The organism is Sinomonas sp. P47F7, assembly GCF_049332655.1.
GTDB lineage: Bacteria > Actinomycetota > Actinomycetes > Actinomycetales > Micrococcaceae > Sinomonas.
The window spans coordinates 2,405,399-2,427,891 of record NZ_CP186327.1; the positions used below are offsets into that span (position 1 = coordinate 2,405,399).

A 22,493-nucleotide genomic window follows, 5' to 3' on the forward strand; every position below is an offset into this window, starting at 1 on the left:
AGTTTTACGGTCGCCCCAGTCTGCATCGACCTGACTGGTAGAGGCCTCTCCCGATACGAACGCACTCAAGACGATCACTGCAGCAACGACGCTCGGAGCCCTATGGAATGGGCTCACGCTCCACCTGCTTCGACAGTTATCCAACTCATATCTCCGTAAACAGCGTGTATCGCCTGCGCCCCCGGAAGCCGGCCGCCTGCCCGGCGTTTGTCCGCCAGGCCCTGAGCTGAATAGATAGCCGACGCAGACTCTTCCAAGATGAACTGCCCGGCCATTCTGCCATTTGCATCCTTAATGAAATCTGAGATAAATCCGATAACCGTCCATCGCGGCGCCTCACGCCATCCTGCGGAATTCCCAATCTCATCAATCGAGGTCAGATAGGAACCACACATTTTGCATCCATCGGCTGAGGCGGCGCGAAGTGGACCGCTGTCTCCGGTCTCCAACCCGTACGTGATCGTGTCGAACCAGTACTGCGTGAACGCCGCGAAGCCCTCCTTGGTGTTGTGCTTCGCGGCCTCCGGCAGGACCGGCCTGGGGAGGTTCCTCGCGGGACCCTTCGAGCTCGCGGGGGTGGGGCGGGAGTCCGGAGTCGGCGGCGCGCTCGAGGACCCCGACGAAACAGAAGGCCCCGACGAGGACGCACCCGACGGCACCGCCTCGCCCGGACCCGAGCCGCACGCGGACAGCCCCAGACCGAACACGACGACCGCAGCGAGCCCCGCAGAGCGAAACGCGCGCCGAAAAGGCCAGCGGAAGACCAAGCGAAAAGCCAAGCGAACAGAACGATAGAGCGCCATTGACGTCCCCCAAGTCGTCGATGCTGATCCCGCGCCTAAGACAATGACCTACGACGGCGCGGCGTTTTCACTCTAACAACGGCGCGGCACGCGTAAGTCCGCCCCCGCTCGAAAGAGCCTGACGGCCCGAAAACTCAGTGGCGGCAACTCAGTGGCGGAGCGGAGCACGCCGGGCCATGCGTCGGCGTCGTCCCCCGGTGGGCGTTGGTTGATCGGGCCGCCGCTTCGCCAGACCGGCCTTTCGTCCCCTCTGCTCCGCGACTCCCGGTGCCTATCCTGAGAGGGAGGAACTGGTTGCACTCCGGACCGTTGCTCCAGGCTCAGGAAGTTTCGAGGGACCATGATCAACGCGAGCACCAGCAGCAGCGGGCGGGCGGCTCGCCCGAACGCCGTTGTCAACAGCTATCTGGCGCTGCAGAAAGAAGTCCGGACGAGCGGCCTCCTCGATCGACGGCGGGGCTACTACATCACGTTGTTCGCTGTACTCCTCGCGGCCTGGGGCGCAGCGTGGACCGGATTCGCGCTCCTCGGCCCAACGTGGTACCAGCTGCTGATCGCTGCCGGGATCGGGATCCTGACGACACAGTTCGGATTTCTGGCTCATGAAGCCGCGCACAGCCAGATCTTCTCCTCCTGGCCAGTCAACGAATGGTCCGCCCGCCTCGTCGGCAACGGCTTCACCGGCATCAGCTATGCCATGTGGCAGCAGAAGCACTCGCGCCACCACTCCAACCCGAACGAGATCGGCAAGGACCCGGACATCAAGCCGGGCATGATCGCCTTCCACGACGCGGTGGCCGCCGCGCGGCCCCGATGGCTCGGCGTCTTCACCCGACGCCAGGGCTACCTGCTCTTCCTCTTTCTGCCCTTCCTGGGCGTGGCCCTACAGGTCGATTCCTTCAGGTTCCTCCTCCGCCGCACGCCCGTAAAACGCCGCGGCGTGGAGGTCGCCATCCTTGCCGCCCGGGTGCTCGCCGTGCCGGCGCTTGCGTTCTGGCTCCTGCCCCCAGGAATCGCCGCGGCGTTCATCGGCGTGCAGCAGGCCGTCTTCGGCCTGTACATGGGGGCCACTTTCGCACCGAACCACAAGGGAATGAAAATCTTCCCGACATCGTCAAAGGCGGACTTCCTCACGAGGCAGGTCCTGGCCTCGCGCAACATCACCGGGGGAGCACTCATGGACCTGCTCATGGGCGGGCTCAACCACCAGATAGAGCACCACCTGTTCCCCACCATGCCCCGCCCCGCCCTCCGGCACGCGGAGAAGCTGGTCCGTCGGCACTGCAGCGGACGCGGGATCCCCTACACGGCCACGACGCTGTTCGCGTCCTACGCGATCATCGTCCGATACCTCAACGCCGTCGGCCACGGCCTCGGCTCGGTCTTCGAATGCCCGCTCGCCGGCCAGCACCGACCGAGCTAGGCTGCCCTCGCGATCGGTCCCGGCTGTCCTGGGCCGTGCGCAGATCGCTTCAGCGGGCGCGGGCCGAGGCGCTCACCACGGCGAGGGCGCGTTCGACGGCGTAGCCCGGGTCCCGCGCGAGGCCCTTCACCTCGGCGTCGGCCTCTGCGACGGCGCGGATCGCGGCAGCGAGGCTCTTCGGCGTCCACCCGCGGATGTCCCGCTGAGCCTGCTCGACGAGCCAGGGCTGCATGCCGAGCGAGCGAGCGATGCTCTGCGCCGATCCCTGCTCCCCGGCAACTTTCGCGAGCGTGCGCAGCTTCGAGGCGATAGCGGCCACGATCGGCACGGGGTCGACGCCTGTCTCGATCGCGTGCCGAAACGCCGAGAGCGCCTGAGCGCTTCGCCCCGAGAGCGCGGCGTCCGCGACCTTGAAGGCAGTCGCCTCGACGCGGCCCCCGAAGTACTTCTCCACGGTGGCCACGTCCACGGTCGACGTCGCGTCGAGCTGCAATTGGCTGCACGCCGCACCGAGCTCGGCGAGGCTGCTCCCCACGGCCGCGACGAGGGCGTCCACGGCGTCCCGTTCGATGCGCCGGCCCGAGCCCTTGAACTCGGCCGCGACGAACGCTGCCTTGTCGGCGTCCCTCTTGAGCGGCTGGCAGTCGACGACGGGCGCGCCGGAGGCCTTAAGAGCGTCGAGGAGTTTCTTGCCGCGCGTCCCGCCCCCGTGCCGCAGCACCAGCACGATGTCGGGGTCCGGCGAGGCTACGTAGGCGAGAACGTCCTTGAGGAAGTCCTCATTCATCGATTCCAGGCCGTGAGCCTCAATGAGTTTGCACTCCCCGAAGAGCGACGGCGACGCAGCGAGGAGGAGCTCGCCCGCGCCGTACGAGGCCGCCTCGAGTCGCGTGACCTCGAGGCCCGGATCGACGGACCTGGCCTCCCTGCGGATCCGGTCGAGGGCACGCGCGGCGAGGTAGTCCTCGGGGCCTGCGATGAGCAGGACCGGTGCCGGGGATGCGTTCCGGAAATCGACCGTGTTCGCGGCGCTCGAGCGAGGCTCGCGCGCCCCCGCACCGGACCGTGCCGCCATCACCGTACCGACCTGCGCGCCGTCTGATTCACCCGTCCACCTTGCCACGTGGGCGGCCGGTCGCCAAGCGCAGCGCCGCATCCGTGAGCGCCCCGGCGCCGCGCCGAACCCGCGGATCGCCCGCCGCCAGAAGCGCCGCACCGGTGAAGGCGGAGAGCAGCGCCATCGCGATCGCCCCCAGTGGTCCCTCGGGCCACGGCAGGCCCGCCCCCGGGAGGGCCGCGGTCGTGTGCGCGACGGCCGCAAGGAGCTCGGCAGGAGGGCCCGCGACAGCGAGGGCGAACCAGGCCACAGGAGGCGCGACCGACCCCGCCGCGAGGGCGAGGGTCGACGCGACAGTGATGATCGGAACGAGCGGCGCCGCGACGATGTTGGCAAGGAGCGACCAGGTCTGAAACTGCGGCTGCACCAGCACGAGGGCGGGGCCGCACAGGAGCTGGGCCGAGAGCGGAACCGCGATGGCGAGCGAGAGCCATTCCGGGAGGTACGCGCCGAGCGCCGCGGCCAGGCGGGGCGCCACCGACGCGATCCCCAGAGTGGCGAGCACGGAAAGAAGGAAGCCGAGACTCAGGGCGAGCGCGGGGTCGGCAAGGAGAATGACGACAACCGCCGCGCACAGGGCCGAACAGCTTGCGCCGGCCCTGCCTGTCGCGAGCGCGACCAGCGCAACCGTGCCCATCGCGGCGGCGCGGAGCACGCTCGGCTCGAGACCGACGACGCCGACGAACGCGACGAGCGTGAGCGCGCACCCAGCGACCACGCCCCATCGAGGACACCGCGCGAGCCGCAGGACGATGGCGGCGCATCCGAGCACGATCGCGAAATTGGCGCCACTTACGGCGGTCAAATGTCCGAGTCCGGCGGCCCGCATATCCTCCTCGAGCCGCGGCTCGAGCGCGCTCCGATCGCCCGTCGCGAGGGCTGGAACAAGTCCCGCAGCGTCTGTGGGGAGCCACGCCGCGTGCCGCCTCAACGCTTCCCGAGCCTCGGCTGGGCCAGCAGCAGAGCCAGCCCAGCGGACCTGCCTCGGCGCCCCCACGAGGGAAACGAACGGCTCGTCACCGGGCGTCGCCGACCGGACCTTCGCGGGCGCCGCAACGACGTCGCCGACCTTGACCCGCGCGAGAGACTCGCTGCCCGTCACGATGACGCGCACAGAGGCCGAAAAGCGCTGACCGTCGCGCGTAGCCTCGAGGAGCCGCGCGTTGGCCACGTAGCGCTTCTCTGCGCTCCCCTCGCTACCGGGTCCCTGCCAGCCCGGACCCTGCCAGCTCGGGCGCTGCCCGGCGGGCCGTTGTCGATGTGGCTCGGCGAGGATCTCGAGGACGGCGGTCGTGGCCCCTCCTTCTGCGAGGAGTGCGCCGACGGGACCGGCGGCGTCGTGAGCGATCCGGGCCGACGCCGCGGCATACCCAACGCCCCAGCCGGCGACCACCGCCACGGCGAGCAGCATGACGGCACGCCTCCCGACATCGGTTCGGAACGCCGACCAGGCTACGGCGAGTGCCAGCATCCCGAGGCCGACGAGGGCAGCGACGAGAGCCGTCGACTCCGCGGCGAGGCCGAGGCTGAGGCCGAGCGGGGCCCACACTGCTCCCGTCCAGACCGCCGCGGCAAGCGGCACGAGACGAAGGTCCCGCCACGGGCGCGGGGCCGGGCGCGCCTCGGCCGCTCGGTTCGCCTGTCGCTGCGCACGCCAAGCGAGAAGCCGCTCAACGCGCCGGTTTGTCGGTGAGGGCGTCCGGCCGCCGACCGGCTGGGCCGCGATTCGGGCCGCGACCGTCGCGGAGTCGGCGTACCGCCGCCATGACTTGCTGGACACTCTGTCAGGCTGGGCGCCGCGGCCGGCGCCGTGGTCGGCTGGACCGCCGTCCCGGCCTCGATCCTGCTCTCCCATATCGTCCCCGCTCATACCGTCACGAGGAGCCGCAGCGAGTCGAGCATTCGGGGGCCGATTCCCGGCACGGCGTCGAGGGCGTCCACGCTCGCGAACCGTCCGTGCTGCGTCCGGTAGTCGACGATGCGCTGAGCGAGGACAGGGCCAACGCGAGGAAGCCCCGAGAGTTCGTCAGCGCTCGCGCGGTTCACATTGACTTTTGTGGAGGGACTGCCGCGTCCCGCCGATGGGCTCGAGCCCGGAGCAGGCCCAGCGTCCTCGACCGGTTCGCCGTTCCGCGGGACGACGAGGCGGGCCCCATCCACGAGCGTCGCGGCAAGGTTGAGCCGATCCGGCTCGGCGCCGGGCGCTGGGCCGCCCGCTGCCGCGATCGCTTCGTGCACTCGGGTGCCCTCCGGGAGGCGATATACCCCCGGCGACGCCACGGCACCGGTGACGTGGACGACGAGCGGCCGCGCGCCGTCGTCCGTTCCCGGCGAGCGCGCGCCGGACGTCGTCGCCCCCGCTCCCCCGTCCGCCGAAGGGAGCGGATCGGAATCGTCGACGGATCGCACGCTGGGGCGATCCGACGCGACCGACCACCACCAGATCCCTGCGCACGCCCCCAACAGCGTGACGACGAGCGCGGCGAGGCCCGCCGAGAGCGCCCACCGGCGCCGGGGGCCCTGCTCCGCGTCGTGCGACGAATTGACGCCGAGATCCTCGTCAGCCTCGCCGGGCGGTCCTAGATCGAGCAGGCCCGTATAGCGATCCCAGCGCTGGATCGACTGCGCGGTGCGAGCTCGGCGTCCCATGGCTTCCACATTCGCACGCGCGCGACGAGACCGGCAGTGCCCTCAAGCTGCATGTGGGCGAGCTCGCCGAAACCGCTCTGTGGAGGACCAGTCACGGCCCCTCAGCGCCCGTGAGGGGCGCCCCCGAAACGACGATGGCGAGGACGCCGAGACCGGTGTGCGCCGCCAGGACGGCCGGAAGAGGCGAGACCGTCACGTCGGCGTCGCCGCCGAGCTCGTCCGAGAGCTCGCGCGCGAGCTCGTCCGCTTCGCCGCGGTTGCCGAAGTAGTGTACGGCGAGCCGCGGGCTGAGACGGCGCCGAGCGTCGGCAACGGACAGCTCGCGGAGCCGCGGGAGGGCCCGGGCACTCGTGCGGATGCGCTCGATCGGAACGATCTGTCCGTCACGGATCGCGAGGAGCGGCTTGATCGACAGCACGGTGCCGACCCATGACGCCGCCGCACCGATCCGCCCGCCGCGCCGGAGCTGCTCGAGGCTCGGGAGGAAGAAGCGCACCTCGGCCCCCTCGAGCGCGCCGCGGAGGGCCGCGAGGACGCCGTCGGCGTCGTCGCCTGCCGCCGCGGCCGCCGCGGCCGCCTGAACGGCGAAGCCCTCGGCGAGCCCCGCGCTGCGCGTGTCGACCACGTGGACGGGGACGCCGACCCGATCGGCGGCGAGCCGCGCCGCGTCGGCCGTGCCCGAGAGCGCCCCCGACAGATGAATGGAGACGATGCCCCCGTAGCCGGCCTGCGCAAGCTCGCGGTACACGCGCTCGAAGAGGCCAGGGGCCGGGCGCGACGTCCTGACCGGCCGACCCGCGGCCAGGGCGATGCCGAGCGCGGCGACGGCCTCCGGGCCATCAGAGAAGATCTCGTCGCCCGCCATGATCGAGAGCGGCACAACGGCGAACCAGCCGCGCGCCTCGGCTGGTTCGGTCCACTCCGGCAGCAGGCCCGCGGCGCTGTCGGTCACGATCGCGGTCCGAACCGACGGCGCGTCGGCTCCCCGGGGAACCGGCAGAAGGCGGTTGAGGCGCTCCGCGGTGAAGCGGTTCCTCAGCCAGCCCACCGCTGAACGCTCTGTCACGCCCGAGGCCCGCCCAACGCTACGCGGGGACGATGTTCACGAGCTTCGGCGCCCGCACGATGACCGTGCGGATGCCCCGGCCGTCCAGGACGCGCTGCACGTTCGGCGACGCCAGGGCCAGCTCGCGGAGGGCGTCCTCGGCGATGTCAGGGGCGACGTCGAGCCTGTCGCGCACCTTGCCCTGAACCTGGACGACGGCGGTTACCGTCTCCTCGACGAGCAGCGACGGATCGTGGGCGGGCCACGCCGCGTTCGCGACCGACGGCTCGTGGCCGAGCGTGGCCCAGAGATCCTCGGCCGTGTACGGCGCGACGAGGCTCAGGATGATCGCGACGGCCTCGACGGCCTCGCGCACGGCCGGATCGGATCCGCCGGGGCCGTTGTCGATCGACTTGCGGGTCGCGTTGACGAGCTCCATAACCTTCGCGACGACGACGTTGAACTTGTGCGCCTCAACGAGCTCGGACGCGTCGGCGAGCGTCCGATGCGTCACGGAGCGCAGGGCCCGGTCGCCCGCCGCCGGATCAACGCCGGGGTCGCTCGTCACGTCCTGGCCCAGACGCCACGCACGGGCGAGGAACTTCGCCGAGCCTGCAGGCGAGACGTCCGCCCAGTCGACGTCGTCCTCGGGCGGCGACGCGAAGACCATGGTGAGGCGCACCGCGTCGACGCCGAACTGGTCGAGCTGTTCGCCGAGGTCCACGCCGTTGCCCAGCGACTTGCTCATGGCCTTGCCGCCGTTGAGCACCTGGCCCTGGTTCATGAGGGACGCGAACGGCTCGTCGAAGTCGACGAGCCCCATGTCCTTCATGACCTTCGTGAAGAACCGGCTGTAGAGCAGGTGCAGGATCGCATGCTCCACGCCGCCCACATACTGCGCGACGGGCATCCATCGCTTTGCCGCGTCCGGGTCGAACGGGCCCTCTGTGTACTCGGGCGAGAGGTAACGCAGGTAGTACCACGAGGAGTCCACGAACGTATCCATCGTGTCGGTGTCCCGCTTCGCCGGCCCCGCGCACGAGGGGCACGCGACGTTGACCCAATGCTCGGCCGCCGCGAGGGGCGACGTGCCCTTAGGGGCGAGCTGCTCACCGCGCAGATCGTCGGGGAGCCGGACGGGGAGCTCGCTGTCCGGCACGGGCACCTCGCCGCACGTCTCGCAGTGGATGATCGGGATCGGCGCGCCCCAGAAGCGCTGCCGCGACAGGAGCCAGTCGCGGAGGCGGTAGTTGACCGTGCCAGAGCCGGTCCCCGCGGCCTCGACGATCTCGATCGCCTTCGCGATGCCCTCGGCCTTCGACAGCCCGTCGAGCGGACCAGAGTTCACGATGGTGCCCTCGCCGGAGGTCGCGACGCCGGTCTCCGCGGGATCCTCCTCACCCGTCTCGAGCACAGGCCGGACGGACAGCCCGAACGCGCGCGCGAAGTCGAGGTCGCGCTGATCGTGCGCCGGGACGGCCATGATCGCGCCAGTGCCGTAGTCGGCGAGGACGTAGTCGGCGGCCCAGACCGGGAGGCGCTCGCCGCTCAGGGGGTTGACGGCGTAGCGGCCCAGGAACACGCCGGTCTTCTCACGGTCGGTGTTCTGCCGCTCGATCTCGGACAGCGCCTTGACCCGGTCCTGGTACTCGGCGAGCGCCCCGGCCTGCGCGGGTGCGACGAGCTCGCCGGCGAGGTCGGCGTCCGCGGCGACGACGAAGAACGTCGCCCCGTAGAGCGTGTCCGGGCGCGTCGTGAAGACGGTGACCTTGCGCTCGGGCCGGGCGCCGTCTGCGTCCGTCGCCTCGATCACGAAGTCGACGTGCGCGCCCTCGGAGCGACCGATCCAGTTGCGCTGCATTGCCAGGACGCGCTCCGGCCAGTGGCCCTCGAGCTCGGTCATGTCGTCGAGCAGGCGGTCGGCGTAGTCAGTGATCTTGAAGTACCACTGGTTGAGGGCCTTCTTCGTGACCGGCGTGCCGCAACGGTCGCACACGCCGTTGACCACCTGCTCGTTCGCGAGCACGGTCTGGTCCTTGGGACACCAGTTGACCGGGTGGTTCTTCCGGTAGGCGAGCCCGCGCTCGTAGAACCGCAGGAACAGCCACTGGGTCCAGCGGTAGTAGTCGGGGTCAGAGGTTTGCAGGCGGCGCGACCAGTCGAGGCTCAGGGCGTAGCGCTTGAAGGACGCGGCCTGCGTCTCGATGTTGGCGTACGTCCACTCGGCGGGATGCGCGTTGCGCTTGATCGCGGCGTTTTCCGCGGGGAGGCCGAACGAGTCCCAGCCGATCGGGTGGAGCACATCGAAGCCTTTGAGGCGCCAGTAGCGGGCCACGACGTCGCCCATCGCGAACGCCTCGGCGTGGCCCATGTGGAGGTCCCCCGAGGGGTACGGGAACATGTCGAGGACATAGCGGCGCGGGCGGCTCCCGTCGTCGTGGGGCATGAAGACGCCGAGCTCGTCCCACACCGACGGCCACTTGGCCTCGATTGCGGCAAAGCTGTAGGCGGACTCCGCCACGCTTGCAGTCGTCTGCTCCGCGCCCTGCTCTTCGCTCACCGTGCTTCTCTCCACTGTCTGTTTCCCCTCGCGGACGCCGCGGCGTCCGCCTCGCCTGCAGGCACCTGCCTCCTGACACACAAAAGCCCCTCACAGGGAGGGGCTGCCGCTCTTTGACGAGCGGCTAGGAAAGGAGGAGGACACCATGCATACGCAATATCCTAGCGCAGGCACCGCCAGCGCAGGCGACGCGCGGGGCCGGGCCTAGCGCACGTCGTCGTCGACCCAGTCCATCGACTTCGTGACGGCCTTCTTCCACAGGCGCAGCTGGCGGTCCCGCTCGGCCGAGTCCATCGCCGGGGACCAGCGCCGCCCCTCGCCCCAGTTCGCGGAGAGCTCGCCGAGGTCCTGCCAGAAGCCGACCGCGAGGCCCGCGGCGTACGCGGCGCCCAGCGCCGTCGTCTCGATGACCTTCGGGCGCACGACGTCGACGCCGAGGATGTCCGCCTGGAACTGCATGAGCGCGTCGTTGGCGACCATGCCGCCGTCGACCTTGAGCTCGCTCAGCGGGACCCCCGACTCCGCGTTGACCGCGTCGAGCACCTCGCGGGTCTGGAACGCGGTCGCCTCGAGTGCGGCGCGGGCGAGGTGGCCCTTGTTGACGAAGCGGGTCAGGCCCACGATGGCCCCGCGCGCGTCGGCGCGCCAATACGGTGCGAAGAGACCTGAGAACGCGGGCACGATGTAGACGCCGCCGTTGTCCTCGACCGAGAGCGCGAGATTCTCGATCTGGGGCGCGGACTCGATGAGGCCGAGGTTGTCGCGCAGCCACTGGATGAGCGATCCCGTGACGGCGATCGAACCCTCGAGGGCGTAGTGCGGCGCCGCGTCTCCGAGCCGGTAGCCGACGGTCGTGAGCAGGCCGTTCTTCGAGTGAACGATCTGCTCCCCCGTGTTGAAGATGAGGAAGCACCCCGTGCCGTACGTGTTCTTCGCCTCGCCCTCGGCGAATGCGGCCTGGCCGAAGGTCGCGGCCTGCTGGTCGCCGAGGATGCCCGCAACCGGCACCCCCGCGAGCGGCAGGGAACCGTGCACCGTCCCGTAGACCTCGGACGACGAGCGGATCTCGGGCAGCATCGACGCGGGGACCCCGAACGCGTCGAGGATGCCCTGATCCCATGCGAGTGTCTCGAGGTCCATGAACAAGGTGCGGGACGCGTTCGTGACGTCCGTGACGTGCACCCCGCCGTCGGTCCCGCCCGTGAGGTTCCACAGGATCCAGGCGTCGGTGTTGCCGAACAGGAGCTCGCCCGCCTCGGCGCGCTCGCGCGCGCCCTCGACGTGGTCGAGGATCCACGCGATCTTCGTGCCCGAGAAGTACGTAGCGAGCGGGAGGCCCACCGTGGCCTTGAAGCGTTCGACGCCGCCCTCCGCCGCGAGCGCGTCGACGATGGCTTGCGTTCGGGTGTCCTGCCAGACGATCGCGTTGTAGACGGGCTCGCCCGTGGTCTTGTCCCACACGACGGCGGTCTCGCGCTGATTCGTGATCCCCACCGCGCAGATCTCGTCCCTCGTGAGCCGAGACGCGGCGAGCGCCTCAGCCATGACCTTGCGCGTGTTGTCCCAGATCTCGAGGGGATCGTGCTCGACCCAGCCGGCCTGCGGGAAGATCTGCTCGTGCTCGAGCTGGCCGGTCGAGACGATCGAGCCCCCATGGTCGAACACGATCGCGCGCGTGCTCGTGGTCCCCTGGTCGATCGCGAGGACGTAGCGGGTGCTCGGGGCCGGCTCAGACATTCACTGCTCCTTCGGAATGGATGCGCTGTGGGTACGATACCGGGGCGTCAGCCGCTCGGGGCTTCAGCCAACCAGTTGATCGGCGTCAACGCGGTGTGACGCCGCGAGCGTGCGCAGCGCGTGCTCGGCCTCAGCCGCGACCCGGCCCCCGTCCCAGCCAAGGTGGGGCGCGAGCGCCGACGCGACCTCCCAGACGAGCTCGCGGGTCACGAGCCCCCGGAACGCGAGCGACGTCCGGCGGATGAGCACGTCGACGGCGTGGCCAATCTGCTCGTGGCGGGCGAGATAGGCGAGCTCGCGGTCGCTCAATTCGTGGGTGCTCCTGAGCAGGCTGTCTTCGCCGTCGCGGAGGAACGCGATGACGTCTGCGGCCCGCGTGCCGTAGCGCTCGAGGAGGACCTCGGCGCGGGCCGCGTCGATGCCGGGGCTGAGGTGGGCCTTGAGCCATTCCTCGCGCCCCGCGGGGTCGTTGGGGAACCCCGCCCCGCCGCCGATCGCGAGCTCCTCCGTGTTGATGCGGCGCGGCGCACCGAGTTCGCCGAGAACGCGGTTCGCGAGCTGCTCCGACAGCGCGCGGAACGTGGTCCACTTGCCGCCCACGAGACTCAGCCGCACGGGCTTGCCGCCCGTTCCGCCGGCGCGCTCGATCCGATAGTCGCGGGACACGAATCCCGGGGCCGTGTCGCTGTGCCGCGGAAGGGGCCGGACCCCGGAGAACGTATACACGATCTGCTCGCGGCCCACCCGAACGCCCGGGAAGACGTGGCGCATGAGGTCGAAGAAGTACTCGATTTCTCCGTCCGTGCACACTGGATCGAGGTCGCCCGCCGCGTCGATGTCTGTCGTGCCCACGAGGACCCTGTCCCCGATCGGGTAGATGAGGACGATGCGACCGTCGGTGTGCTCGAAGAAGATCTCGCGCCCCGCGCAGGCCTCGAGCAGTTCCGGAGCGTCAAGGACGATGTGTGAGCCCTTGGTGCCGCCCATGAAGTGGGTGCCTGAGCCGAGGGCGGCGTTGGTCTCGTCGGTCCACGCGCCCGTGCAATTGACGACGACGCCCGCAGAGAAGGCGAATTCCTCACCGGCGAGCTCGTCGCGGAGCCGCACCGCGCCGTCGTCCGTCGCGACAGCGCTGACGTAGTTGGCTGCCCGCGCCCGGGTGCCTCCCGCCTCGGCGCCGGCGTCCAGCCCGTCTCGGAGCACATCGAGCGTGAGCCGCTCCGGATTGTGCACCGAGGCGTCGAAGTACGTCGCGGTGTACTTGACGTCGGGCCGCAGCTGCGGAAGGTCCGCGAGGGCCCGCCCGCGCCCCACGAAGCGATGCCGGGGCACCGCCCCGCCCTCGCGCGAAAACGTGTCGTACAACGAGAGACCGAGCTTGATGAGCAGCGCGCCCCGCGCGTGCGGCTTGCCCTTGCGGTGGGCAAGGAGGCGGAGCGGTGCGTTGAGGAGCCCCGAGAACGTGCTGAAGATCGGGATCGTTGTCTGCAGGGGCTTGACGTAGTGGGGCGCGATGCGCAGGAGGCGATTGCGCTCGACGACCGACTCGTGGACGAGGCGGAACTCGCCGTTCTCGAGATAGCGGATCCCGCCGTGGATCATGTGCGAGGAAGCTCCGGACGCGCCCTGGCAGTAGTCGCCGCGTTCGACGAGGGCCACATCGATCCCTTGGAGCGCGAGGTCCCGGAACGTCGCGACGCCGTTGATCCCGCCGCCGATGATGAGGACCTGCGCGTTCGGGCGGTCGCGGAGGGCGGTGACGGTTGCGCGGGGCGCGCCGGCCGACGGGATGCTCTGATCGGGCTCGTGGGTGCCGGAGTCGTGGTGCTGGGCCACGCGTCCTCCTTGAATCGTTGCGGTGGGGTCACCGTCCATTCTTCGGAGGCTTGAGAAGTAAGTTCAAGGGCTGTGCACATACGTGCAAATATGGTTTCCATGACACCGTCAGATGCCCGGCGCGACCGGCCCGACGATTCGATTTCCGCACACTCTCCCATCGCCCGCAAGGACCGGGACGCCCTCCTGGCCGCGCGCCTCTACTACCTGCAGGACTTCACGATGGACGCGATCGCCCGCGAGCTGCAGACCTCGCGCTCCACCGTGTCCCGGCTCCTGACCTTCGCACGCGAGACGGGCCTCGTGCAGATCCAGGTCTCGGATCCGCTCGATTCGTCCGTGGAGCTCGAGGCGGCCGTGGCCCGCCGCTACGGCGTCCGCGCGCACATCGTGCCGCATGCCGCGAATCTCAATGAGGCAGAGATGCTCGACCGCGTCGCGATGTACGCGGCGCGCACGCTCACGCCGTTCGTCGGATCGGACATGGTGCTGGGGGTGGCGTGGGGCTCGACGCTCACCGCCATGAGCCGCTATCTCAACCGGAAGTCGACCCATGGCAGCACGGTCGTGCAGCTCAACGGCGCCGCAAACACCCAGACGATGGGGCTCGGCTACGCGAGCGAGATCGTGCGCCGCTTCGGGGCCGCGTACGACGCCGCGGTCGAGGAGTTCCCCGTGCCCGCGTTCTTCGACCGCGCGGAGACGAAGCGGCTCATGTGGCGCGAGCGGAGCGTGCGCCGCGTCTTGGATCTCCAGGCCCGCATGAAGCTCGCGGTGTTCGGCGTCGGCTCCGTCTACGCGGACGTGCCGAGCCACGTGTACTCGGGCTCCTATCTCGACGCGGCCGACGTCGCGAGCCTCGCGGCCGAGCGCGTGGCCGGAGACATCGCGACCGTCTTCTTCCGCGAGGACGGGAGCTCAAACGGGATCGCGCTCAATGACCGCGCGACCGGACCCTCGCACCGCCTCATGAGATCGATCGAGCATCGCTTCTGCGTCGTCTCCGGGCCCGCGAAGGCGCGGAGCCTGCGCGGGGCCCTCAACGCGCGTCTGGTCACGGAGCTCGTGGCCGACGAGGCGACAGTCCGCGTGCTCCTCGCGCTCGAGACCTGACTCGCGGGCGCGGCGCCGCCCGGTAGAGTCGGAGGCATGACCGCTCGCGACGAGGTGAACTGATGGTGGCCACGGCACAGGACGGATTCCTTTCCCCCGGCCTCGATGCTCGTGAACGTCGCTCGACGGTCACGGTCCTCGGCGCCGCGACGGCCGTGTTCACCTACGAGCCCGAATCCGGGGCCGGCGCCTCCGCGCCGACGGTCCTGGCCGTGCACGGGTTCCGCGGGACCCATCACGGTCTCCTGCGCATCGTGGACCGGCTCCCCGGCGTGCGCATCGTCATGCCCGACCTGCCCGGCTTCGGTGCGTCCGAGCCGCTCGCCTCGGGCGCCCATGACATCGCCGGTTACGCCGCGTGGCTCGCCGCCCTCGCGGACGAGCTGGGGCTCGGTCCGGACACCGTGCTCCTGGGGCATTCGTTCGGCTCAATCATCGCGGCGCATTTCGTGGCGGCGCATCCGGAGCGGTTTGCGCGGCTCATCCTCGTCAACCCGATCTCGGCCCCGGCCCTTGAGGGCACGAAGGGCGTGCTGAGCCGCCTCGCCGTGGGGTACTACCGCGCTGGAGCGTCGCTGCCCGAGCGCGCGGGGGCCGGGCTCCTGCGCCATGCACTCGTGGTGCGGATCATGAGCGAGGCCATGGCGAAGACGCGGGACGCCGCGCTCCGCCGCTTCGTGCACGGCCAGCACGCCAAGCACTTCTCAAGCTTCGCGAACCGGGACATGCTCGTCGAATCGTTCGAGGCCTCCGTCTCGCACACCGCGGCCGAAGTCGCGGACCGACTCGCGCTCCCCGTCCTCCTCATCGCCGGCGATCGCGACGAGGTCGCCCCGCTCGCGGCGGTGCGCCGGTTCCACGAGCGGCTCGCGGACTCGCGGCTCACGGTGATCCCCGGCGTCGGCCATCTCATCCACTACGAGACGCCCGAGCCCGCAGCCCAGGCGATCCGCGACTTCCTCGCCGAGGCGGCCGAGTGAGGCTCCTCATCGACGCGCGGTTCACCCGCACGGACCACCATGACGGCATCAGCCGCTACGGCGCAAGCCTCATCGAGGCCGTCGCGGCCCGCACCGAGACCGCGATGCTCATCAGCGACGAGCGCCAGCTCGCGCTCCTCCCCGACGTCCCGCACATCAAGGTCTCGAGCCCGCTCTCGCCAGCCGAGCTCTTCGTCGCCGCCCGCGTCAACGGGCTCGCGCCCGACGTCGTTTTCTGCCCCATGCAGACCATGGGCTCGTGGGGCCGCCGCTACCCGCTCATCCTCACGCTCCACGACCTCATCTACTACGAGCACCCCGAGCCCCCGGGCTTCCTGCCCGCGCCGGTGCGGCTCCTGTGGCGGCTCTACCACAAGGCGTACTGGCCTCAACGCGCGCTCCTCAACCGCGCTGACGTCGTCGCGACGGTGAGCCACACGACGAAGTGGCTCATGTCCGAGAAGCGGCTCACGAAGCGGCCCGTGCGGATCATCGGGAACGCGCCGCAGGGCGGCCGCGTGCCGCGCGACCCGAACGAGGCACCCAAGCGCAGCCTCGTCTACATGGGCTCGTTCATGCCCTACAAGAACGTGGAGACGGTCATCGCTGGGATGGCCGCCCTGCCCGACTACACCCTTCACCTCCTGAGCCGCGTCTCTCCCGCGCGCCGGGCGGAGCTCGAGGCGCTCGTCCCTGCGGGGGCGTCCGTCGAGTTCCACGGCGGCGTGAGCGAGGAGGAATACGAGGCGATCCTGCGCGAGGCGAGCGCGCTCGTGAGCCTCTCGCGCTCGGAGGGCTACGGGCTCCCGCTTGTCGAGGCGATGTCGCTCGGGACCCCCGTCATTGCGAGCGATATTCCGATCTTCCGCGAGGTGGGCGGCGACGGCGCGCGATTCGTCGACCCCGACTCGGCCGACGACTTCGCGGCGGCCGTGCGCGGCCTCGAGCCGCCCGGGGTGTGGGCCGACGCGTCCCGCGCCGCCGTCAGGCAGGCGGAGACGTTCAGCTGGGACCGCTCCGCGGAGGCACTCCTCGACGCCGCAAACGAGGCGATCGGGCTCTTTCGCTCGCGACGGTAGAGCGCCGGGCGGCGCAGGCAGGCCCGCGGTGACTAGAGCACGTCTGAACCGTCGAGCCTGAGCTGCACGGGCTCCGAGCCACGCCGCGTCGCGTGGGCGATCCGCGCCGCCCGCAGACCCCGCGACACCTCGGGTCCGTCCGCGACAGGGAAGAAGACCAAGAGGCGCCACGAGGCGTCTGCCGCCGCCGTTCCGGCCGGAGCGGGCAGCTGGACCGGCCCCGCCGAGCGGACGCCTGGCAGGTCGAGCACGCTCACCGCGGCCGCGGCAAAGCCGTCAACGGCCGCCCGCGTGCCCGTCACGGCGGCCACGCGGACGGCCGGCGGCAGCGAGAGGGTGCGGCGGAGGCCAAGCTCCCTGGCCGCGAACCCCGCTGGGTCCCAGCGCACGAGCGCTGAGACGGCCTCGTGGTCGCCGGCCGTGATGACGACGCGCCCCCCAGCCTCGGCGGGCCGCACGAGCGCCACCGCGTTGAGCCACCGGCGGAGCGCCTCCTCGCCGGCCCGGAGGGTCTCGCGGCCCAGGAGCGAATCGCCGTCGAGCAGGAGCGCGGCCGCGTAGCCGCCCGGCGCGACAGGCTCCGCGCCGACCGTCGCGACGACGAGCGCGGAGGTGCCTGGAACGTCTGCCTTGACGTTCTCCCCCGACGACGTGACGACGACGGCGCCCGGGAACGCTCGCCCGAGCTCCTCGGCGGTGCGCAGCGCGCCGACCGACGAGCGCCTCAGGGCACGGCCGCCGCAGTGCGGGCACGTCCAGGCCCCGGCGGGCGTCCCACACCAGCGGCACGCGACGCGTCGGGCGGAGCCGGCGCCCGCGCTTTCGGCAAGCGGGCCCGAGCATTCGGAGCACCGGGCGGGCTCCCGGCAGCGTTCGCACGCGAGTGACGGCGCGTACCCGGCCCGCGCGACCTGGACGAGCACCGGCCCCTCAACGAGGGCCTCGCGAGCGAGCTGCCACGCTGCGTGTGGGAGGCGCGCAATGCGCGCATACGGATCACGGGCCGTCTCGAAGCTGTCCGCCGTGCTCACGACGCGCGGGAGCCGGCGCCGCAGCACCGAACGGGCCGCGGACACGCTCTGGAGCCACCCGCTCTCGACGAGCCGCTGGGCCTCGGTGGACACGGTGTGCCCCGCGAGCACGAGGGCGCAGCCCTCGAGCTCCGAGCGAAGGAGACAGACCTCCCGCGTGTGGAAATAGGGGGCGCGGGGCTCCGCATGGAGATCGTCGCCGTCATCCCAGCACACCACGAGGCCGAGGTCTCGAACCGGCGCGAGGGCGGCGCCACGGGTGCCGACCGCAACGCGCGCGCGGCCCGCGAGCAGATCGAGGAAGCCGCGGTAGCGCTGCGAGGGCCCGTCCTCGGCCGCGAGCCTGACGACCGGCTCTCCCGGGAGCGCCGCCTCGAGTGCGGCGCGGGCGCGCTCGAGGTCCCGGCCGTCCGGCACGACGACGAGCGCTCCCCTCCCGCTCATCCGCGCGGTGCGCACGGCCTCGGCGATGAGGGCCGGCCAGCCACGGGGTCCGTAGCCCTCAACCGCCTCGAGCGACGCGCGGGGGCTCCCGCCGGCCCCGAGGTGGCGCAGGAAAGCCGGGCCGCGCCGAAGCTCCGCCCACGCCGACGCGCCCGGGTGATCGCCGCCGTCGGCCGTTGGCGCCGCCGGCACGGTGCGGAGGTCCGGCACCGCGCTGGAAGCTGCTTCCCCGCGAGCTCACCGAGATACTCGGACTCGACGCGCGCCGCGCGCGGCGGCACGGCGAAGCGCAGCACGTCGCCGAGCGCGCCCGCCCAGCGCTCCGCGACCGCGGCCGCGAGCCGCGCGATGGTCGGCGTGAGGACGACGGCGGGCGAGATCACCTTGAGGAGGGGCTGGAGCGCTACCCCAGAGTCCGAAGACTCGGCGCGCTCGAGGAGGAACCCCGCATGTTCCTGGCCCGCGACGCGCACCCTCACGCGGACGCCGGGCTGGGCCGCCTCGGAGAGCTGCTCGGGGACGAGGTAGTCGAAGAGGCGGTCGAGCTGCGGCAACGGCGACTCGACGCACACGCGTGCCACGGGACGCTCGCGGGCGGCCTCGACCCGTGCCGAGGGACGCGCCGGCTCAGGGAGGCCCACAAGCAGCGACGGCTGCGCCGCCTCCGGCCCGGCCTCCCCACCCGGGACCGGCACGTTCTGGCTCATCAGGCGCCGAAGAAGTCCTTGAGCGCCTGCACCCGGTCGAGCCGTTCCCACGTGAAGTCCGGCTCCTCGCGGCCGAAGTGGCCGTGGGCGGCCGTCTTCGCGTAGATGGGCCGCTTGAGGTCGAGGGCGTCGATGATGGCGCGGGGGCGGAGGTCGAAGACCTCGTTGATGGCGGCGCTGATACGCAGCGGGTCGACGCTCTCGGTACCGAAAGTCTCGACGTAGATGCCGACGGGCCGCGCCTGGCCGATCGCGTACGCGATCTGGATCTCGGCGCGGCGCGCGAGGCCGGCCGCGACGACGTTCTTCGCGACCCAGCGCATCGCGTACGCGCCGGAACGGTCGACCTTCGACGGGTCCTTGCCCGAGAACGCGCCGCCGCCGTGGCGCGAGAAGCCGCCGTACGTATCGACGATGATCTTGCGGCCCGTGAGGCCCGCGTCGCCGACGGGCCCGCCGATGATGAACGGCCCCGCCGGGTTGAGGATGCTCCGCACGTGGCCGCTCTCGAGCTGGCTCGCGGCGAGAACGGGCGCAATGATGTGGTCGGCGAGGTCGGCCCGCAGTTGCGAGAGCTGCGTGCCCTCGGCGTGCTGGCTCGAAATCACGACCGTCTCGACGGTCACCGGACGGTCCCCGTCGTAGCCCACGGTCACCTGGGTCTTCCCGTCGGGGCGCAGGTACGGCAGTTCGCCGCTCTTGCGCACCTCGGTGAGCCGCTCCGAGAGCCGGTGGGCGAGCCAGATGGGCGTCGGCATGTACGTAGGCGTTTCGTCACTCGCGTAGCCGAACATGATGCCCTGGTCCCCCGCGCCCTGACGGTCGTATTCGTCCTCGAGCGTTCCCTCGCGGGACTCGAGCGAGTTGAACACGCCGTCGAAGATGTCCGAGGACTGCTGCCCGATCGAGACGGACACGCCGCAGCGCGCGCCGTCGAAGCCGTTCGCCGAAGAGTCGTAGCCGATGCCGAGGATCGTGTTGCGCACGATCTGGGGAATCTCGACGTACGCGTCAGTCGTGACCTCGCCCGCGACGTGTACGAGACCCGTGGTCGCCATCGTCTCGACCGCCACCTTGGACTCCGGATCGGCCGCGAGGAGCGCGTCGAGGATCGCGTCGCTGATCTGGTCGCAGATCTTGTCCGGGTGCCCCTCCGTGACGGACTCAGAGGTGAAAAGCCTCAGGGCTGTAGTGTCTGCCGGGCGTGCGGCGTCAAGGGGAGCGTGGGTCACTGCTCTACTCTACTTCCTGCCCCGGAACAAGCCGGGGCGCGTATTTCGCCGCGCGAAGCGGCGTGATGACGGCCCGCGCGTCAGCGAGCGTCGAGTTCGCGGGCGAGGCGGAGCACGACGGCGTCCGCGACCTCGTCCTTGCTTCCCGCCACATGCTGGGGCTCGCTGCCGTCCTTCGCGAGGATCGTCACGCTGTTCTCGTCGAGCCCGAAGACACGGTCGGTGCCGACCTCGTTGACCACGAGGAGTTCGCACCCCTTGCGCTCGAGCTTGGCGCGCCCGTACTCGAGGACGTCGGCGCCGTCGTCGCCCGTCTCGGCGGCAAAGCCGACGATCACCTGGCGGCTGCCCGCCGCGTTGCGGAGCCGGACGAGCTCCGCAAGGATGTCGGGATTGCGGACGAGCTCGATCGGGGCGTCCGGGACGTCGTCCCGCTTCTTGATCTTGGCCTCGTGACGGTGCGCGGGACGGAAGTCGGCGACGGCCGCGGACATGATGAGCGCGTCGGCGGCCTGCGCCCGCTCGACCATCGCGTCCCGCAGCTCGACCGCGGTCTCGACTCGCACCACGTCGGCCCCAGCCGGCGGATCGACCTCGAGGTGGGCCGCGACGAGTGTCACCGATGCCCCGGCCTGCAGCGCCGCGCGCGCGAGAGCGACGCCCTGCTTGCCGGACGAGCGGTTGCCGAGGAAGCGGACGGGGTCGATCGGCTCGCGCGTCCCGCCGGCCGATAGCAGCACGCGGCGTCCGGCGAGGGGACCGTCCTCTGGCGCGGGGGCGCGGTCGTCCGCTGCGCCCCGCGCGGCCACCGCAAGCGCGGCCGCGAAGATCTCCTCGGGCTCCGGCAGCCGCCCCGGCCCGCTGTCGCGGCCGGTGAGCCGGCCAACGGCCGGCTCCATGACCTCGACGCCGCGCGCGCGGAGCGTCGCGACGTTGGCCTGAGTCGCGGGGTGGCGCCACATCTCGGTGTGCATGGCCGGGGCCATGAGCACGGGGCAGCGCGCCGTGAGAAGCGCGTTCGTGAGCAGATCGTCCGCGTGGCCACCTGCCGCGCGGGCCAGGAGGTCCGCGGTCGCGGGCGCGACGACGATGAGCTCGGCCTCGTGCCCGAGCCGCACGTGGTTGACGGATTCGACGGCCTCGAACACGCTCGTGCGGACGGGCTTGCCCGAGAGGGCCTCCCACGTCGCCTTGCCGACGAAGGAGAGCGCGGCGTCGGTCGGCACGGCCGTTACGTCGTGCCCGGCCTCCGTGAACAGACGGAGGAGCGAGGCGGCCTTATAGGCTGCAATCCCGCCCCCGACGCCCAAGACGACGCGCAACGACCCTCCCGAAGTCAGTCAGTGAGCCTTAGTCCTGCGCGGCCGACTCGTCGTCGGAGCGCTTCGCGACGAGCAGCCCGTCGTTGATCTCCCGCAGCGCGATCGAGAGCGGCTTCTCGTTGAGCTTCGTGTCCACGAGCGGGCCGACGTACTCGAAGAGGCCCTCGTGCAGCTGGGCGTAGTACGCGTTGATCTGGCGGGCGCGCTTGGCTCCGAAGATCACGAGCCCGTACTTCGAGTCCGACTTCGTGAGCAGATCGTCGATCGGCGGGTTGATGATTCCTTCGGGGTTCGAAGTCACGAATTTCTCCAATGCACTGGTGCGGGGCGGAACGGACACACTAACGCGCCGATTGGTGCGCGTGTGGTGTCAGTCCCATGAGTGAAACAAGCTCGTCTGCCGCGCGCCGGACATCGTCATTGACGACCGTGAAATCGAACTCCGGCTCGGCAGCGAGTTCTATTTTAGCCGTTTCGAGGCGGCGCTGCTGTTCTTCGGGGCTCTCCGTGCCGCGTCCCACGAGCCGGCGGACCATCTCGTCCCAGCTCGGCGGGGCCAGGAACACGAAACGAGCCTCGGGCATGGCCTCCTTGACCTGGCGCGCGCCCTGCAGGTCGATCTCGAGGAGGACGGCCTTGCCCTGGGCGATCGCGTCGTCGACCGACGCCCTGAGGGTGCCATAGCGGTTGGCACCGTGCACCACGGCCCACTCGAGGAACTCGCCGTCGGCGACAAGCCGCTCGAACTCCTCGTGCGACTTGAAGAAGTAGTGGACGCCCTCACGCTCACCGGGACGGGCCGGGCGGGTCGTCGCGGAGACCGAGAGCCACACCTCGGGGTAGTTGTCCCGGATGTACGTCGAGACCGTTCCCTTCCCCACCGCGGTGGGTCCCGCGAGGACCGTCAGGCCCGTGTGCTTGGCCGCGCCGCGCGCATGGCGCTCCCCGCCGGCTGCGCTCGTTGTGCTGTCCACGCGTGTACCCGTGCTCCTTGCCTCTTCCGCTGGCGTGCGCCATGTGGCGACACTCGGGCGCCAAACGTTACTGCGCCTCGAGAAAATCTATCAGCGCGCGGCGCTGGTGGATGCCCAGGCCCCGCAGGCGGCGGCTCGGGGCGATGCCGAGTTGGCCCAGGATGGCGAGCGAGCGCACGGGCCCGATCCCGTGGAACGACTCGAGCATCTCCGTGACCTTGAGCCGCGCAAGCGCTTCGTCTGCGGTGGCCCGCTCGAACAGCTCGTCGAGGCCGAGCGTGCCGGCCTTGAGCGCGGACTTGGCCTCGGCGCGCCGTGCGCGGGCGGCCGTGGCCTTGGACACCGCCCTGCTGCGCTCCTCCGAGGTCAAGGGGTTGAGTCCCACAGTCGCCTCCCAGCTCGACTAACGCGCGCACCCCCACGCGGATGACAACGAACCTA

20 protein-coding genes are annotated in these 22,493 nt (G+C 70.8%); 5 read left to right on the top strand and 15 right to left on the bottom strand.

Features of this window, described 5'->3' with window-relative positions:
- Nucleotides 1-113 precede the first annotated feature (113 nt).
- A complete protein-coding gene (locus tag ACOKR1_RS11255; protein WP_422936612.1) occupies nucleotides 114-530 on the bottom strand; it encodes a DUF6318 family protein in 417 nt (138 codons plus the stop codon).
- Between ACOKR1_RS11255 and ACOKR1_RS11260 the strand changes: the two genes are divergently transcribed.
- Complete coding sequence (locus tag ACOKR1_RS11260; RefSeq protein ID WP_422936723.1) at nucleotides 457-795, top strand: hypothetical protein; 339 nt, start codon at nucleotides 457-459, stop codon at nucleotides 793-795. The genes ACOKR1_RS11255 and ACOKR1_RS11260 overlap by 74 nt on opposite strands.
- A 348-nt stretch (nucleotides 796-1,143) precedes the next feature.
- The gene (locus tag ACOKR1_RS11265) at nucleotides 1,144-2,226 is read left to right on the top strand and encodes a fatty acid desaturase family protein (protein WP_422933167.1); all 1,083 of its coding nucleotides are present in this window, start codon (nucleotides 1,144-1,146) and stop codon (nucleotides 2,224-2,226) included.
- Between the two features lie 49 nt (nucleotides 2,227-2,275).
- Here the strand turns inward: ACOKR1_RS11265 and holA are convergent, their stop codons facing one another.
- From holA to ACOKR1_RS11300, 7 genes are all read right to left on the bottom strand, one after another.
- Nucleotides 2,276-3,301 carry a DNA polymerase III subunit delta gene (gene holA, locus ACOKR1_RS11270; RefSeq protein WP_422936613.1) on the bottom strand — a complete coding sequence of 342 codons (1,026 nt, stop codon included), beginning with the start codon at nucleotides 3,299-3,301 and terminating at the stop codon, nucleotides 2,276-2,278.
- Between the two features lie 28 nt (nucleotides 3,302-3,329).
- On the bottom strand, nucleotides 3,330-5,123 hold the full coding sequence (locus tag ACOKR1_RS11275; protein ID WP_422933168.1) for a ComEC/Rec2 family competence protein: 1,794 nt from the start codon (nucleotides 5,121-5,123) through the stop codon (nucleotides 3,330-3,332).
- Nucleotides 5,124-5,209: 86 nt separating this feature from the next.
- Nucleotides 5,210-5,992 (bottom strand): helix-hairpin-helix domain-containing protein, encoded by a 783-nt coding sequence (locus tag ACOKR1_RS11280; RefSeq protein ID WP_422933169.1) that lies wholly within the window; start codon nucleotides 5,990-5,992, stop codon nucleotides 5,210-5,212.
- Between the two features lie 91 nt (nucleotides 5,993-6,083).
- Nucleotides 6,084-7,058 (bottom strand): DegV family protein, encoded by a 975-nt coding sequence (locus ACOKR1_RS11285; RefSeq protein WP_422933170.1) that lies wholly within the window; start codon nucleotides 7,056-7,058, stop codon nucleotides 6,084-6,086.
- Nucleotides 7,059-7,077: 19 nt separating this feature from the next.
- The gene (gene leuS / locus ACOKR1_RS11290) at nucleotides 7,078-9,597 is read right to left on the bottom strand and encodes a leucine--tRNA ligase (protein WP_422933171.1); all 2,520 of its coding nucleotides are present in this window, start codon (nucleotides 9,595-9,597) and stop codon (nucleotides 7,078-7,080) included.
- 204 nt (nucleotides 9,598-9,801) lie between these two features.
- Entirely contained in the window at nucleotides 9,802-11,334 is a 1,533-nt protein-coding gene (gene glpK / locus ACOKR1_RS11295; protein WP_422933172.1) for a glycerol kinase GlpK, read from the bottom strand.
- 63 nt (nucleotides 11,335-11,397) lie between these two features.
- Nucleotides 11,398-13,170, bottom strand: a complete 1,773-nt coding sequence (locus ACOKR1_RS11300) for a glycerol-3-phosphate dehydrogenase/oxidase (RefSeq protein WP_422933173.1) — start codon at nucleotides 13,168-13,170, stop codon at nucleotides 11,398-11,400.
- Between the two features lie 99 nt (nucleotides 13,171-13,269).
- Here ACOKR1_RS11300 and ACOKR1_RS11305 point away from each other — a divergent pair, with 99 nt between their 5' ends.
- From ACOKR1_RS11305 to ACOKR1_RS11315, 3 genes are all read left to right on the top strand, one after another.
- On the top strand, nucleotides 13,270-14,283 hold the full coding sequence (locus ACOKR1_RS11305; protein ID WP_422933174.1) for a sugar-binding transcriptional regulator: 1,014 nt from the start codon (nucleotides 13,270-13,272) through the stop codon (nucleotides 14,281-14,283).
- 62 nt (nucleotides 14,284-14,345) lie between these two features.
- The gene (locus ACOKR1_RS11310; protein ID WP_422933175.1) at nucleotides 14,346-15,263 is read left to right on the top strand and encodes an alpha/beta fold hydrolase; all 918 of its coding nucleotides are present in this window, start codon (nucleotides 14,346-14,348) and stop codon (nucleotides 15,261-15,263) included.
- Nucleotides 15,260-16,342, top strand: coding sequence for a glycosyltransferase family 4 protein (locus tag ACOKR1_RS11315; RefSeq protein WP_422933176.1), 1,083 nt, complete (start codon nucleotides 15,260-15,262; stop codon nucleotides 16,340-16,342). The genes ACOKR1_RS11310 and ACOKR1_RS11315 overlap by 4 nt, the downstream gene beginning before the upstream one ends.
- 32 nt (nucleotides 16,343-16,374) lie before the next feature.
- Here ACOKR1_RS11315 and ACOKR1_RS11320 read toward each other — a convergent pair whose 3' ends face one another.
- The 7 genes from ACOKR1_RS11320 to mihF all read right to left on the bottom strand — a co-directional run bounded on the left by ACOKR1_RS11320 (nucleotide 16,375) and on the right by mihF (nucleotide 22,437).
- Entirely contained in the window at nucleotides 16,375-17,817 is a 1,443-nt protein-coding gene (locus tag ACOKR1_RS11320) for a primosomal protein N' (RefSeq protein ID WP_422933177.1), read from the bottom strand.
- Entirely contained in the window at nucleotides 17,814-18,524 is a 711-nt protein-coding gene (locus ACOKR1_RS11325) for a hypothetical protein (RefSeq protein WP_422933178.1), read from the bottom strand. Before ACOKR1_RS11325 ends, ACOKR1_RS11320 begins: the two co-directional genes overlap by 4 nt.
- Entirely contained in the window at nucleotides 18,524-19,756 is a 1,233-nt protein-coding gene (gene metK / locus ACOKR1_RS11330) for a methionine adenosyltransferase (protein ID WP_422933179.1), read from the bottom strand. Before metK ends, ACOKR1_RS11325 begins: the two co-directional genes overlap by 1 nt.
- Nucleotides 19,757-19,836: 80 nt before the next feature.
- Entirely contained in the window at nucleotides 19,837-21,078 is a 1,242-nt protein-coding gene (coaBC, locus tag ACOKR1_RS11335) for a bifunctional phosphopantothenoylcysteine decarboxylase/phosphopantothenate--cysteine ligase CoaBC (protein WP_422933180.1), read from the bottom strand.
- A gap of 28 nt (nucleotides 21,079-21,106) precedes the next feature.
- Complete coding sequence (gene rpoZ / locus ACOKR1_RS11340) at nucleotides 21,107-21,379, bottom strand: DNA-directed RNA polymerase subunit omega (RefSeq protein WP_415857292.1); 273 nt, start codon at nucleotides 21,377-21,379, stop codon at nucleotides 21,107-21,109.
- A 40-nt stretch (nucleotides 21,380-21,419) separates the two neighbouring features.
- The gene (gene gmk, locus ACOKR1_RS11345) at nucleotides 21,420-21,986 is read right to left on the bottom strand and encodes a guanylate kinase (RefSeq protein WP_422936614.1); all 567 of its coding nucleotides are present in this window, start codon (nucleotides 21,984-21,986) and stop codon (nucleotides 21,420-21,422) included.
- 133 nt (nucleotides 21,987-22,119) lie between these two features.
- The gene (gene mihF, locus ACOKR1_RS11350) at nucleotides 22,120-22,437 is read right to left on the bottom strand and encodes an integration host factor, actinobacterial type (protein ID WP_415857291.1); all 318 of its coding nucleotides are present in this window, start codon (nucleotides 22,435-22,437) and stop codon (nucleotides 22,120-22,122) included.
- Nucleotides 22,438-22,493: the final 56 nt, after the last annotated feature.

Excerpts from the sequence above, each read along its gene's own strand:
- ACOKR1_RS11265 (WP_422933167.1), top strand. The coding sequence starts at position 1,144 with ATGATCAACGCGAGCACCAGCAGCAGCGGGCGGGCGGCTCGCCCGAAC.
- holA (WP_422936613.1), bottom strand. The coding sequence starts at position 3,301 with ATGGCGGCACGGTCCGGTGCGGGGGCGCGCGAGCCTCGCTCGAGCGCC.
- ACOKR1_RS11280 (WP_422933169.1), bottom strand. The coding sequence starts at position 5,992 with ATGGGACGCCGAGCTCGCACCGCGCAGTCGATCCAGCGCTGGGATCGC.
- glpK (WP_422933172.1), bottom strand. The coding sequence starts at position 11,334 with ATGTCTGAGCCGGCCCCGAGCACCCGCTACGTCCTCGCGATCGACCAG.
- ACOKR1_RS11305 (WP_422933174.1), top strand. The coding sequence starts at position 13,270 with ATGACACCGTCAGATGCCCGGCGCGACCGGCCCGACGATTCGATTTCC.
- ACOKR1_RS11310 (WP_422933175.1), top strand. The coding sequence starts at position 14,346 with ATGGTGGCCACGGCACAGGACGGATTCCTTTCCCCCGGCCTCGATGCT.
- ACOKR1_RS11320 (WP_422933177.1), bottom strand. The coding sequence starts at position 17,817 with ATGAGCGGGAGGGGAGCGCTCGTCGTCGTGCCGGACGGCCGGGACCTC.
- ACOKR1_RS11325 (WP_422933178.1), bottom strand. The coding sequence starts at position 18,524 with ATGAGCCAGAACGTGCCGGTCCCGGGTGGGGAGGCCGGGCCGGAGGCG.